This window comes from Staphylococcus sp. FSL W8-0271 (genome assembly GCF_038006605.1).
Classification (GTDB): Bacteria; Bacillota; Bacilli; order Staphylococcales; family Staphylococcaceae; genus Staphylococcus; species Staphylococcus cohnii.
This window is the reverse complement of record NZ_JBBOVM010000001.1, coordinates 243456-257675: the sequence shown is the minus strand read 5'-3', so window position 1 is coordinate 257675 and position 14220 is coordinate 243456. Positions and strand designations below refer to the sequence as shown.

11 protein-coding genes are annotated in these 14220 nt (G+C 33.5%); 6 read left to right on the top strand and 5 right to left on the bottom strand.

Annotated features, from left to right (window positions below):
• Positions 1-79: 79 nt before the first annotated feature.
• From NST87_RS01235 to NST87_RS01225, 3 genes are all read right to left on the bottom strand, one after another.
• On the bottom strand, positions 80-895 hold the full coding sequence (locus tag NST87_RS01235; protein WP_019469127.1) for a pyruvate, water dikinase regulatory protein: 816 nt from the start codon (positions 893-895) through the stop codon (positions 80-82).
• Positions 885-3521: a pyruvate, phosphate dikinase gene (gene ppdK, locus NST87_RS01230; protein WP_040030310.1), complete on the bottom strand. Its 2637-nt coding sequence runs from the start codon at positions 3519-3521 to the stop codon at positions 885-887. The genes NST87_RS01235 and ppdK overlap by 11 nt, the downstream gene beginning before the upstream one ends.
• A gap of 311 nt (positions 3522-3832) precedes the next feature.
• Positions 3833-4912, bottom strand: a complete 1080-nt coding sequence (locus NST87_RS01225; protein ID WP_040030311.1) for a CdaR family transcriptional regulator — start codon at positions 4910-4912, stop codon at positions 3833-3835.
• Positions 4913-5050: 138 nt separating this feature from the next.
• Here NST87_RS01225 and NST87_RS01220 point away from each other — a divergent pair, with 138 nt between their 5' ends.
• The 6 genes from NST87_RS01220 to larC are packed head-to-tail and all read left to right on the top strand — an operon-like array spanning position 5051 to position 11461.
• Positions 5051-6181 (top strand): glycerate kinase, encoded by a 1131-nt coding sequence (locus NST87_RS01220; protein ID WP_019469130.1) that lies wholly within the window; start codon positions 5051-5053, stop codon positions 6179-6181.
• Between the two features lie 21 nt (positions 6182-6202).
• Positions 6203-7366 carry a 2-keto-3-deoxygluconate permease gene (locus NST87_RS01215; protein ID WP_019469131.1) on the top strand — a complete coding sequence of 388 codons (1164 nt, stop codon included), beginning with the start codon at positions 6203-6205 and terminating at the stop codon, positions 7364-7366.
• Positions 7363-8625: a nickel-dependent lactate racemase gene (larA, locus tag NST87_RS01210; protein WP_071562191.1), complete on the top strand. Its 1263-nt coding sequence runs from the start codon at positions 7363-7365 to the stop codon at positions 8623-8625. Before NST87_RS01215 ends, larA begins: the two co-directional genes overlap by 4 nt.
• A 42-nt stretch (positions 8626-8667) precedes the next feature.
• Positions 8668-9477 (top strand): ATP-dependent sacrificial sulfur transferase LarE, encoded by an 810-nt coding sequence (gene larE, locus NST87_RS01205; protein ID WP_040030353.1) that lies wholly within the window; start codon positions 8668-8670, stop codon positions 9475-9477.
• Positions 9478-9509: 32 nt separating this feature from the next.
• Positions 9510-10280, top strand: a complete 771-nt coding sequence (gene larB, locus NST87_RS01200) for a nickel pincer cofactor biosynthesis protein LarB (protein WP_040030314.1) — start codon at positions 9510-9512, stop codon at positions 10278-10280.
• A gap of 5 nt (positions 10281-10285) precedes the next feature.
• The gene (larC, locus tag NST87_RS01195) at positions 10286-11461 is read left to right on the top strand and encodes a nickel pincer cofactor biosynthesis protein LarC (protein ID WP_040030315.1); all 1176 of its coding nucleotides are present in this window, start codon (positions 10286-10288) and stop codon (positions 11459-11461) included.
• Between the two features lie 104 nt (positions 11462-11565).
• Here larC and NST87_RS01190 read toward each other — a convergent pair whose 3' ends face one another.
• Positions 11566-12786 (bottom strand): putative glycoside hydrolase, encoded by a 1221-nt coding sequence (locus tag NST87_RS01190; protein WP_071562193.1) that lies wholly within the window; start codon positions 12784-12786, stop codon positions 11566-11568.
• Between the two features lie 224 nt (positions 12787-13010).
• Positions 13011-14000 carry a Gfo/Idh/MocA family protein gene (locus NST87_RS01185; protein ID WP_071562194.1) on the bottom strand — a complete coding sequence of 330 codons (990 nt, stop codon included), beginning with the start codon at positions 13998-14000 and terminating at the stop codon, positions 13011-13013.
• Positions 14001-14220 lie beyond the last annotated feature (220 nt).

The window sequence follows — 14220 nt, the reverse complement described above, 5'->3', positions numbered from 1 at the left end:
ATACCCTTTAAACACAGATTTAGACAATTGAAGTTTTAACAATACATTTGAATTGCATACTTAATTATAATTTTCATTCTTATAAAAACTTTTCAATATAAAATGCTGACTCTTCAATTGATTTGAACTCTGTATTAATGACTGTAGCATTTAATTTAGCAAATATTTCTTCAGCATACATCAACTCTTCTTTAATTCTATCGACACTATTATAATCTGTAGGTCCATGTAAACCTAAAACTTTCACGCGTTCCGTACGAATATTTAAGATATAAGTAGGACTCGCTGTCAGACCAAATACTTTTAAATTTTTATTTCTAAAGACCTCATCTGGGATATCAACTTCTGGAACTAAAGGAATATTAGCTATTTTATAACCTTTATTCGCTAAATACATACTTAAAGGCGTCTTTGACGTACGAGAAACACCTAAAATTAAAGCGTCAGCTTCTCCTATATCCGTGAAATGTTTACCATCATCATATTTAACAGAATATTCCATTGCCTCAATTCTTTTAAAATAGTTGTCATCTAACTTACGCAAAGCACCACTTTCTAAAATGGGTGAACAATTCGTATGTTCTTGAATAATGCTGATTAAATCAGACATATAGTCAACATACGGAATTTGTTGTTCTTGAGCATATGCCAGCCCTTTTTTATTAAATTCTGGATTAACTAAAGTCGTTATAACAACTGCACCACGGGCTTTAGCCAATGAAAGTACATTGAGTAGTTCTTCTTGATTTTTAATAAAAGGAAATTTTTTAATTTCTATACGCGTGACATCTGGAAATTGTGTTAATGTCGCATGAATCATTCTCTGTGCTGTTTCACCTATAGAGTCAGATACAACGAATAGCGTTAGCTGTTTTTTTTCATTATCATTTAACACGCAATCTACCGCCTTCGACTTCACTTTGAGCAGTTGATAATAAGGCACCTGGCACTCTAAATGGAGAACATGATACATAATCCAAATCTAGTTGATTAAAGAATTGAATTGATTTGTGGTCACCGCCTAATTCTCCACATACGCCAATTTTTATCGTTGGGTTTGCCGCTTTTGCTTGTTCTGTTGTTTGTTTAATTAATTGTCCAACCCCATCTATATCGAGTGTTTGGAATGGATCTATCGTTAATATACCTTGTTCTGAATAAGCATTAATAAATTTACCAGCATCATCACGTGAGAAGCCAAACGTTAATTGTGTTAAATCATTTGTCCCAAAACTAAAGAAGTCACATTCTCGTGCTAAATCTCCAGCAATCAAACATGCTCTTGGCGTTTCAATCATCGTTCCAATCATGTAATGAACGCTTGCTCCCATTTCAGATTGTAAAGCTTCAATGCGTTCAACAACTTGCGACTTTAACGTTGTAAATTCTGAAACAGTAGATACAAGCGGAATCATAATCTCAGGTTGACAATGAATGCCCTGTTGTTTAAGTTTCAATGCACTTTCCATAATAGCTTCTGCTTGCATAATATAAAGTTCAGGGTAAGTAATCGCCAAGCGACATCCACGATGCCCTAGCATAGGATTAACTTCATTTAAACTTTCAATATAATGTTCTAACTCTGAAACAGTGACATTGAGTTGACTTGCCACACTATTTTTTTCTTCAGTTGATTTAGGTAAAAATTCATGCAAAGGCGGGTCAAGCAAACGAATAATTGTTGGACGTTCGCCAGATAACTTCAAGATAGTTTCAAAATCTTCTTTTTGATATTCCTTAATTTTATTTAAAGCATTAACTCTTTTATCCTGTGTATCAGATAAAATGAAACGTCTCATTTCAATTAAACGTTCAGGACCAAAAAACATATGCTCGGTACGAACTAAACCAATGCCCTTCGCACCAAATTGGTAACCTGCTTGAATATCTTGTGGTGTTTCGGCATTCATGCGTACATCTAATCTTGCTATTGCTTCTGACCATTGCATAAATTGTTCAAAAGCTTTACTTCTTTCAGCTTTAATCGTTTCAACTTCACCTAAATAAATATCACCTTTAGCACCATCAACTGAGATAATGTCCCCTTCATTTAATGTTCCATTAGGATAAGTTACTTTTTTATCTATAACATTAATTTCAACGTCTGAACATCCAGTCACACAACATTTACCCATTCCTCTGGCAACAACTGCCGCATGAGAAGTCATACCGCCATGTGTTGTAACTATTGCTTCACTTGCGACCATACCTTCTATATCTTCAGGCGAAGTTTCAGGTCTCATCAATATCACTTTATCCCCCTGCTCTGCTTTCAATTTTGCAGTTTCCGCAGAAAATACGATTTCACCACTCGCAGCACCAGGGCTAGCAGGCAGTCCCATTTTCGAAACAGCTGTAGCTTTCTCAAGGGCATTATCATCAAAATTAGGGTGCAATAATTGATCAATTGATTTTACTTCAACATTCATAACTGCTTCATTTTTAGAAATTATACCTTCTTCCACTAAATCTACTGCAATATGAATCGCTGCATTAGCAGTTCTTTTACCACTTCGCGTTTGTAAAACATATAATTGCTCGTTTTCAATAGTAAATTCAATATCTTGCATATCTTTATAGTGTTTTTCTAATTGTTGGGAAACTTCTATAAATTGTTGATGGACTTGAGGCATTTGTGCTTTCAATGTACTGATATCTTTTGGCGTTCTAATACCAGCAACAACATCTTCCCCTTGGGCATTTAACAAGTATTCACCAAATAATTTTGCTTCACCAGTCACTGGATTACGCGTAAATGCAACACCTGTACCACTTTGTGCACCACTATTACCAAAGACCATCTCTTGGATATTAACTGCTGTGCCAATATCGTGTGGTATTTCATTTAATTGGCGATATACACGTGCGCGATCATTATCCCATGATTTAAAAACTGCTTCAATTGCTTCTGTTAATTGCACAATCGGCTCTTGTGGGAATGGTTTATATACTTCTTCCAAATAAACACCTTTAAAATAATCACATATTTCTTCTAAACCTTCAGCTGGGATATCTGCATCACTTTGATAATCGTGTTGTGCTTTATATTGATTAAAATATGTATCAAATGACGTCATCGGTATGCCGTATACTACTTCGCCAAACATTTGTAACAGTCTACGGTAACAGTCATATGCAAAACGTGCATCATTTGTCTTTTCTGCTAAAGTTTTAACATTAATATCATTCAGCCCTAAGTTTAAAATAGTATCCATCATTCCAGGCATGGAAATTTTTGCACCACTTCTTACAGACACTAATAAAAGTGATTCTTTAGAAGAAAATGATTTTTGTGTACGTTGAGAAAATGCTTCTAATTGCTCATGTAATTGTCCAATTAATTCATCTGAAAGATGAGCGCCTTGCTTTAAATACTCAATACACGCTTCAGTAGTAAGGGTGAAACCATCCGGTACAGTTAACCCTAAACGTTTCATTTCAGCTAAATTAGCCCCTTTACCTCCCAATAAATCTTTCATAGCTTTGTTACCTTCATCAAATGCATAAATATATTTCGTCATACAGATTCACCTCAAATTTTTAATATGTCATACTAATTATTATTGAGTATGTCATATTACTTTATAAAAAACAACCAAATTTTTACGATTACTTTTATCGTTCACTTTCTTTAATCTGTTCAGTTAAATTAAATCCATATAAAAAAGCCCTAAGCAATACGATTTCACGATATGCTTAGGACTTTTAATTTTTAATGTATGACATAATTAAAATAAAGATACATTTAACTTTAATTACTAAAAATATTTTTAATTTTGTTCCAATCATTTTTGTTAAACTTTTTTATAAAACACTCCGATTGTTTTCGTTATTAACACCATATTGCAATCTGTAATTTGACAGCATCAGAGTACTTTTTAGGATTTAACCCTGTTTCTTTCTCACATTTTTCTAACCTATACAATAAAGTATTTCTATGGATGTACAATTTTTTAGAAGTTTGCGTTATATTTAAATCATTTTGAAAGAAAGCTTTTAGTGTATCTATACTCTGCTGATCCACATTACATAATATCCTTTTTTTAAATCGTTCTCTTATATTTTTATCAATTTGATATAAAAGTGTTTTTTCTTCCACATCTTCAAATGAAGTCACGGTCTTTCCATTTTCAGCTAACATAAACACCAATTCACACTCTTCGTATGCATTTCTAAAGTCTTTTAATCTTTTAAATATAAGACTTGAGGCAATTTGGACTTTCAGCTCTAAATTTTGAAATATTTGGTATATATTATTGATTTTATTATCTAAAGCTTGCATCGAATGAGCAGTAGCAAGAATAACGATGCGGTTATAATTCGTAAATGCAATTGTAAATGAACTAGCATCTATCCTACTCGTTAATGAACGAACAATACTATTTCTAGAAAATATCTGTTTTTCGATATCGATAATGATACATTTTCTATAAGTTAATAAATCAATATTAAGTTGTTTCATTAAATATTGAATAAAGGATGTTGATGATTCACTTTTTAATAACTCCTCTATAAATAACTCTTGACTTCGTATTTGTCCCTCCAATTCGTACGTAAAATAATTTTGATAAAGTAACAATTCTGTAGACATTTTAACTAAGTCTGCTACATGTGTTATTTGATTAGGATTGCCTGTAATACCAATAACACCAACGATATTATCTTGGAAAATAATGGGTAAGTTAATACCTGCCTGCGTACCTTTAAAATGTAAACTATCTTTCTGGTTGATTACCACTGTTTTTTCTTGTTTCAACACTTCTATAGCACCTTCGTGAAGCGTACCGATACGACTTTTATCGAAGGATGCAATAATTATTCCATTAAAATTCATAATATTAATATTAGTTTTGGTTCTTTTAGCTGTTTCTTTAACGATTAGCGTTGCCATTTCTTCAGTCAATATATCCATTCATCTCACCACTTGTTATTTATATACAAATTCAAATCATTATTTTTGTATCGTTTAACCCTTTTTTCAATATAATAAAATCGTTAAACTTAAAACAACACATTTTAGAAAGCGCTTTCTTAAAAGGAGAAATTCACAATGGAAATCATATTAGCACCTGATTCATTTAAGGGAAGTATGAAGGCAAGCGAAGTAACAAAGTATATGAAAGATAGCATACTGGAAATTTTCCCTGAATCTACCATTCATGATTTACCAATCGGTGATGGTGGTGAGGGCACAATGGAAGCATTAGTAAATGCAACAAATGGGACGTTTACTACGGTTAGTGTAACCGGACCTCTTGGAGACAAAGTAACAGCTCAATACGGGGTTTTAGATAAACATACTTGTGTCATAGAAATGGCAGAAGCTTCAGGATTAAAGCATTTGGCCCAAGATGCATTAAATCCTTTATCTACAACAACGTACGGTACAGGTGAATTAATTTTACACGCTTTGAATCAAGGATATAAAAATTTCATACTGGCGATTGGAGGTTCAGCTACAAATGATGCCGGCGCTGGCATGTTACAAGCTTTAGGGGCAGAGTTAAAAGATAATCAAAATCATTCAATAAATTTTGGGGGTGGCGAACTACAAAATTTAGCTCAAATTGACTTATCAAATTTTGATCCTCGAATAAATCATTGCAATTTTATTATAGCAACTGATGTTCAAAACCCATTAGTAGGACCTAATGGCGCATCATTTATTTTTGGGAAACAAAAAGGTGCATCTGCACAAAATATGCAACAACTTGATGATAATCTCACGCATTGGGCTAATCTAGTTGAACATACCACAGGCATTAGACTACACGATTTACCTGGTGCTGGTGCAGCAGGTGGTTTAGGGGGTGCATTCAAAGCGTTTTTCCCAAGTTACTTTAAAGAAGGTATTCAGGTAGTTATGGAATATATACAATTCGAAAAATACTTAAAACAAGCAGACTTAATTCTTACTGGAGAAGGAAAAATTGATAAACAATCTTTTTATGGAAAAGCACCAATCGGTATTGCACAATGTGCCAAAAAATATGATATACCAGTTATTTTTATAGGAGGATCAGTAGAAGTTGATGCAAAAGACCTAAAAGACAGTGGTATTCTCAGCGCTTTTAGTTTAAGTAACGGACCTATGTCATTAGAAGAAACATTTTCAAAATCGGAAAAATTGATAAAACAAACAACCAAGAATATTGTAAAAACATTTTTCCATAACCAATAACATATTAAGGGGATGTTAGTTATGAGAATTAAAGATACAATAGAAAAAATCCCTGGAGGATTGATGGTAGTTCCATTACTTTTAGGCGCTACTATAAACACCATTGATCAATTACATTTAAGCCCTATAATGAACCTACTTAAGTCACTCGGTGCACCCAAAACAGAACAAGGTCATTACGAAATGCTTCAAATCGGGGGATTTTCACAAGAACTATTCAAAGATAGTGCACTTGTCTTAATTGCACTTTTTATCTTTTGTGTAGGAAGTCAAATGAATTTAAAAATTGGCGGTAAAGCCTTAAAAAAAGGTATGCTATTAACAACAACAAAATATTTTTCTGGGTTAGCGGTAGGACTCTTATTAGGCTCAATATTTGATCGTTGGAGTGGATTATTCGGTTTGTCTACAATAGCTGTAATTGCAGCTATGACAAATAGCAATAGTGGTATGTACGCTGCTTTAACCAGTACTTATGGGAATCGTTCAGATGTAGGTGGCCTGTCCATACTTGCTATTAATGACGGACCATTGTTAACTTTGATTTCATTGGGATTTATTGGTACAATCTTTCCAATCATTTCATTTATTTCTGTGCTTTTACCATTAAGTATAGGTATGATATTAGGAAATCTTGACCCTAAAATATCAGAATTTTTACGTCCTGGTGAAACCATACTCATCCCCTTTTTCGCCTTTTCTTTAGGTGCTGGTATGAATTTAGCTGAATTCTTTAATTTTTCCGTATTATCAGGAGGCTTAACGTTAGCACTATTGACCTTTATTTGTACCGCATTTACTGGTATCATTGCCTTTAAAATATTTAAAGAAAAGAGTGTAATTGCACCAATTTCTGAATCATCTACAGCAGGTAACGCAGTTTCCACACCTGCTGCAGTAGTTGCTGCTGCTTCTACAGCGCTCGCAAATGGTAATCTGAGTCAAAGTGAGTTTGCTATGATTGAGAAAGTAGCACCTATCGCGACAGCACAAATTTCAATTTCAGCTATTACTACAGCAATATTATGCCCAATAGCAGTCATATTGGTCGACAGGTATCAAAAAAGTAAAGGAATATATGGAACAAAGGAATATGTTGCTCACTCGGCCAAAACACATTCTAATACGCAAATAAACACACGCTTTTATGAAAGCGCTTCATATAAGGAGGAAGATCGACCTTGAATACAGAGATATTATATGGAAAGTCAAACCTTAATATAAAATTACCTGAAAATAGCGTTTTAATAGAGCCAAAACCTATACCTGCACTCGATAATGATGTACAAGCTATACGCGATGCATTAAAGAATCCTATCGATTCGGATCCGCTTGAAGATTTAGTACAATCCAATCAAACAGTTTCAATCGTTATTAGTGACATCACTCGCCCTACGCCTAATCATATACTTGTACCACTTATTGTAGAGTCCCTTGCACATGTACCTTTAGAAAATATTGTCATCATCAACGGCACTGGTACACATCGAGATCAAACCGAAGATGAATTAATACAAATGTTAGGTGAAGATATCGTAAACAACATTAGAATTGTACATAATCATTGTAATGATAAACAAACTTTAAAAAAAGTTGGTCATAGTAAATACGGATGTGATGTTTACTTAAACAAAGATTATGTAGATTCTGATTTCAAAATTGTAACTGGCTTTATAGAACCACATTTCTTTGCTGGATTTTCAGGAGGACCAAAAGGAATTATGCCTGGTATTGCAGGTATAGAAACGATCATGACATTTCACAATGCTAAAATGATCGGTGATATTCGTTCTACTTGGGGGAATATGACAGATAATCCAGTGCAAGATATGACTCGAGAAATTAATGCCATGTGCAAACCTGACTTCATGCTCAATGTAACATTGAACAAAGAAAAAGAAATTACAGAAGTCTTTGCTGGAGAACTGTATAAAGCACATGATTTGGGATGTGCTTATGCTAAAAAACACGCTATGTTCAAATGTGACCATCGTTTTGATGTCGTTATCGCATCTAATTCTGGTTATCCACTTGATCAAAATTTATATCAAACAGTCAAGGGAATGAGTGCTGCTCATAAAGTGGTTAAAGAAGGAGGCAGTATTATCATGTTATCTGAATGCAGCGATGGTTTCCCAAATCATGGTAATTATGCAGAAATACTGAAGATGGCAGACACCCCAGAAGCACTTGTCAAAATGATTAATGACCCAAACTTCGCCATGCTAGACCAGTGGCAAGTACAAAAACAGGCTGTGATTCAGACTTTTGCAGATGTGTATTTATATTCCAAATTAACTGATCAACAAGCAAAAGATGCTATGTTACATCCTGTTTCAAATATTGAAGCAACATTAAAATCTTTAGAACAACAATATGGAAAAGACATGAGTATTGGAGTTATGCCACTAGGTCCCCTTACTATACCGTATGTAGAATCATAATTTTCAATGAGTCCAAAAATATTCAAGGAGGAAATTTAAATGATGACTAAATTACAAGATAAAGAAGTTAAACTTGAAATGATTTTAAAAGAAATGGAAACAGTCGTTATTGCTTTTTCAGGTGGTGTTGATAGTAGCTTAGTCCTAAAAAAAGCAATTGATGTACTAGGTATCAATAATGTAAAAGCAGTGATAGTTAAATCAGAATTATTTAGAAACGAAGAATTTAATCAAGCTATTCAACTCGGTAACACGTTAAATGCAGATATCGTAGAGACTGAAATCGAAGAATTAAAAGAACCACACATCATTAAAAACACACCCGACAGTTGGTATTACAGCAAATGTTTATTATACGCAAAACTAGAAGATTTAAGAAAAACATTTGGATTCAATTATGTGTTAGACGGCATGATTATGGACGATATTTCAGATTTCAGACCTGGTCTTAAAGCGAGATCTGAATACGGTGTGAGAAGCATTTTACAAGAAGTTGAACTTTATAAAGAAGAAGTGCGAGAACTTAGTAAATCAAATGGCTTACCTGTTTGGAATAAGCCAGCACTCTGTAGCTTAGCTTCTCGCATTCCATATGGTGAACCACTTAGTTTCAACAAAGTTAATAAAGTTAATGAAGCGGAAAAATTCATTTTGAGTTTAGATATTAATAACGTTAGAGTACGTTATCATGATAACATTGCGCGTATCGAAGTTGATGAAACAGATATTGTTCCAATTATTCAACATAGAAACCAAATTTCACTACGCCTTAAAGAACTGGGGTTTGACTATGTCACAATTGACTTAGAAGGCTATCGTACAGGTAGTATGAATGAGGTCATACAATCTTAATTTTAACGCTATAATATAAAGGTGGTTTAACTATGACAGATAAATATGATTCCATTGAATCATTATTGCAAGCTGTAAAAACAGATCAACTATCAATATCTGAGGCTAAAGTAGAATTAAATCAATATGATGAATTAGGTTTTGCAAAAATTGACCTGCATCGTAGAAAGCGCCAAGGATTTCCAGAAGTAATATTTGGCGAAGGTAAAACTGAACAACAATTAGTGAAAATCATCCACTCATTAATATTACACGAAGAAACAATATTAATTACTCGTGTCAATAATGAAAAAGCCAATTTTATTTGTGAAACATATCCTCAATTGGTATATCATGCAACAGCACAAATCGTTTGTACATCATTAGAGCATATTACCAAAACACAACGTCAAGCTGCCATCATTTGCGCTGGCACGTCTGATCTTCCTGTAGCGGAAGAGGCTGCTATAACAGCAGAAGTAATGGGGATATCCGTAAAAAGGTTTTACGATGTTGGGGTCTCTGGTATCCACCGACTTTTCGCTCATATTGATGATATTCGCAACTGCAATGTATCTGTAGTAATAGCTGGCATGGAAGGTGCGTTAGCAAGCGTAGTTGCTGGCTTAGTTGACCACCCTGTCTATGCCGTACCGACTAGTATTGGTTATGGTGCGAATCTAAATGGTGTCACAACATTGTTATCAATGATTAATTCATGTGCACCTGGTTCTAGTGTACTTAATATTGATAATGGCTTCGGTGGTGGTTATAATGCTGCTATGATTGTCAATATGTTGGAACAACATTCAGGGATGGAGTGAATGATATGACAAATACAATATATTTAGATTGTCACGCTGGTATTGCAGGTGATATGTTGCTATCTTCCCTAGTAGATTTAGGTGCAAATATAGCTTACATTGAATCTCATTTACAAAAGTTGCCACTTAATGATTTTAAGCTGCGCTTTTCTAATCAAAACAAGCAAGGTATTCAAGCTAAGCATCTAAACATTGATTTTAGTGAAACGACACATCATAGAACAGCTGCTGATATTACAAATATGATACAGGATAGTGATTTACCTGAAAGAGTTAAAGTACGAAGCCAAAAAGTCTTTGATACGATTGCTCATGCAGAAGCTAAAATTCATGGGATGCCCGTCGAAGAAGTGCACTTTCATGAAGTAGGCGCTATGGATTCCATTATCGATATTATCGGTGGCTGCCTTGCTTTAGAAAATTTGAAAATTGATGAATTACACGCTTCTCCAATTCCAACAGGTGGAGGTAAAGTAAATATCGCCCATGGATTGTATCCTGTTCCTGCACCTGCAACGGCAGAAATTTTAAGAGGCATACCGCTCGCTTCTTTTGATATTAATAGCGAATTAACGACACCAACTGGAGCAGCTTTCATTAAAGCATTAACATCTAAAATTGGCCCTTTACCTTCTGTCACAATAGAGCAGATTGGTTATGGATGTGGCACCAAAGACTTTGATTTTCCAAACATATTAAGAGCAATTCAATTCAAAACTAAAGATAATACACCAACTCAAGTTCAAGTAATAGAGAGTCAGATTGATGATATGTCTGCTGAAATGCTAAGTTACTTTCTTGAACAAGTTTTAGAAGATGGTGCATTAGATGCATACTTCACACCTATCACTATGAAAAAAAGTAGGCCAGCCACTCAAATCACAGTCATTTGTAAGATAGAAAATGCACAATTTTTCGAAGACTATGTTTTAAAAAATACATCGACATTAGGTATTAGAAGTTACACGGTTAATCGTAAAGTACTCCATAGACAATTCGAAACAATTCATACAAATTATGGAGCGATTTTAGTAAAAACAGCAATGTTAAACGGCAAAATAATTAAGGCAAAACCAGAATTTGAAGATGTACGAAACGCCGCAATTCAAGCCAACAAACCATTCTTACATGTATATAATCATATTAATCAAGAGATTCAAAAACATATACAGATTGATTGAACTCCTTAAAAAGTTATGACACATAAATTCTAATATAATAAGCCTATAACTGAGATTCTGTAAAATTCAGTTATAGGCTTATTTCATTTTAGCATTTAATATGATTAATTATTTTTTGTGTTTTCTGGCTTTTGAGCATCCCGATTAGTGTATTTTGACGGATTGTAATCGGCACCTTTCGTATAATCAGCAGAAGCATCCCATAATAAAAATTCATTTATATCATGATCTTTTAACGCTTGTACTTGTGCAGTTACTTCTGTTTTGTCATAGACTTTATACTGTCCTTCTCCTAAATAAGATGCTGTAAAGTCTTGAAGCCATGGACGAGATTTAACTTTTTTACGATCGATACCTTTAAGTGCTTCTTTTTCCTTATCAAGATAACGATCCACTGTTTTATAAGGTTCTGTATCTGGAGCTTCTAACCCAAAATCACCTGGACTCCAATGAGAAGGATAAATCATCGATGAAATGACATCTACATTCTTCGCGATTTTAGGGAAACTTTGCCCAATACCTGGTGTTTCTTTAACAGTAGCTGCGTAACCAAAAACATCAGCAGATGTTTGAACATCGTATGATTTCAAATCTTTACGTGCAGTTTTTAAAAAATTAGTAATCGTATCCACACGTTGCTCAACATGATTTAAATCACTATTTTTATATTTTCCATTTGAATACTGTAGTGATTTATCCTTATTTTCAAATCCTTCCGGAAATCGAACATAGTCGAATTGTACTTCTTTAAATCCTGCTTTAGCCGCTTCTTTTGCAACTGCAATATTATAATTCCATACTTTATCATTAAAAGGATTTGAAAAACTATCTCCACCTTCATTTTCCCAAACATTACCGTCAGACGTTTTAAATGACCAATCCGGTTTTTTTTGAGATAATCTAGAATCTTTAAATGTAACAATACGTGCAATTGGATAAATATTGTTTTTTTCCATCGCTTTCATGATTTTTTTTACATCAACATGATTCACTGTATTACTGCTAATTAATTTATTGTCACTTTTAAAGTCCATCGTTATATTTCCTTCATCATCTTTAACATCAATTACCATGGCATTTAATTCTGTTTCATTAATAAATTGAATGAGCTCTTCAAAGTTTTTACCATTTGCTGAATTAGGTGTGACATAGATACCTTTCACACCGTCTTTTGGATAGTCAATATCACTATATGTATGCTTATTCGATTTGTTTGAACTTTCTTTTCCTCCATTTGTTTCTTTTTCATTGTTAGAACCACTGTTACAAGCTGACATCATTAAAGCGGCCACAAGTAGCATCACTATAAATTTCCAAACCCTCATTAAATTATCTCCCTTCCCCTTAATCATTTCAACGACAAAAACATTTCAATGACAAATAAGTATTACACTATACATATTATAGTATTTTAATATTTTAAACAATATAAATTCAAGACTTTTATTTACAAAAAAAGACAGAAATAGTTATCAACTGACGTATTGACGACTTATTTCTGTCTTTTAGCTGTTATTTTTAATATTATGAAATCAACTGTATCCAAATTTTATTTAATTGAAGGTCCTATGCTTAAATTTGCACTCGTTAATGCTTGCTCTAAGACATCTAGTACATGAATACTGTGTTCTAATTGTCTTGTTGCAAATATAGTATTTTGTTCCCGAATTACTTTTTCGATTTTCACAAATTCTTCATACATTCGATGCTTGTGTGCATTTACTTGATAATACTGTGTACCACCAGTATGATATTTCAATTCGAATGCATTCAACTCGTTTGTAGGACCTTTAAGATTAATTGTAGCTTTGTCTCCTTGAATATAAGATTGATTATCAGAACTAGAGTCTTTAGCCCCGATACAAACCACTTTCATATCTTCATATTCTAATTGTAAGATACCAGAAGTATCGATATTTTTTTCAATATTTACAAAGTATGTCACTTTATTAGGTTTACCAAATAAGCCTACTGCTAAATGGATATTGTAAACATTTATATCCATTAATGCGCCTCCGCCCTTACTCGGGTCAAATGCTGGTTGAATAATGTCATTTTTAAAATCATCAAATCTTGAAGAATACTGAGAATAGTTGAACTGAGCAATTTTGCAATTCCCAATTTCTGGTATGCTTTGCTTTAATACGTCGTAATTACTTAAATACAAATTTGTAATAGCTTCAATTATAATCACATTTTGTTTCTCGGCTAAATCTTTTAGTGTGATGAGCTCTTCTGCAGTTAATGTAAATGGTTTTTCACAAATCACATGCTTCTTTTGCGCTATTGCTTTACGTGCGTATTCAAAGTGAAGATGATTTGGAACAGCCAAATAAACAGTATCTATCTTTTCATCTTCTATAAACGCTTGATAATCTTCATAGACTTGTTTAATATCAAATTGCTTGTGCAATTGAGCTACATTCTCAGGATTACGTCCAGTAGTCACTATGCTTTGTATATGAATTTCAGGTACCTCTGACATCACTGGCAATGCCTCTTTTACAATTTTTCCGGCTCCAACTACACCTATATTCATAAGTTTCCCCTTTTTTATCATAAAAATTTATTGTCTATATTGAAATAACTATAACTTTTTTGAATCAAAAATCAAATCATCCATTACGATCATAAAGGCTGTCATATTTATCTGTTCAGCCTTATAATGCATAATACGTCACAGTTTGTTCATTTTATCATCTGTATATAATTATATTTGAATGTTTCAGGACAATTTTAAATGTTGAGTTAATATTACT

What these genes read in the sequence shown, in the direction of transcription:
- NST87_RS01185 (WP_071562194.1), bottom strand. Translation starts at nt 14,000, where the DNA reads ATGAATATAGGTGTAGTTGGAGCCGGAAAAATTGTAAAAGAGGCATTG.
- ppdK (WP_040030310.1), bottom strand. Translation starts at nt 3,521, where the DNA reads ATGACGAAATATATTTATGCATTTGATGAAGGTAACAAAGCTATGAAA.
- larE (WP_040030353.1), top strand. Translation starts at nt 8,668, where the DNA reads ATGACTAAATTACAAGATAAAGAAGTTAAACTTGAAATGATTTTAAAA.
- NST87_RS01215 (WP_019469131.1), top strand. Translation starts at nt 6,203, where the DNA reads ATGAGAATTAAAGATACAATAGAAAAAATCCCTGGAGGATTGATGGTA.
- NST87_RS01220 (WP_019469130.1), top strand. Translation starts at nt 5,051, where the DNA reads ATGGAAATCATATTAGCACCTGATTCATTTAAGGGAAGTATGAAGGCA.
- larB (WP_040030314.1), top strand. Translation starts at nt 9,510, where the DNA reads ATGACAGATAAATATGATTCCATTGAATCATTATTGCAAGCTGTAAAA.
- NST87_RS01225 (WP_040030311.1), bottom strand. Translation starts at nt 4,912, where the DNA reads ATGGATATATTGACTGAAGAAATGGCAACGCTAATCGTTAAAGAAACA.
- larC (WP_040030315.1), top strand. Translation starts at nt 10,286, where the DNA reads ATGACAAATACAATATATTTAGATTGTCACGCTGGTATTGCAGGTGAT.
- NST87_RS01190 (WP_071562193.1), bottom strand. Translation starts at nt 12,786, where the DNA reads ATGAGGGTTTGGAAATTTATAGTGATGCTACTTGTGGCCGCTTTAATG.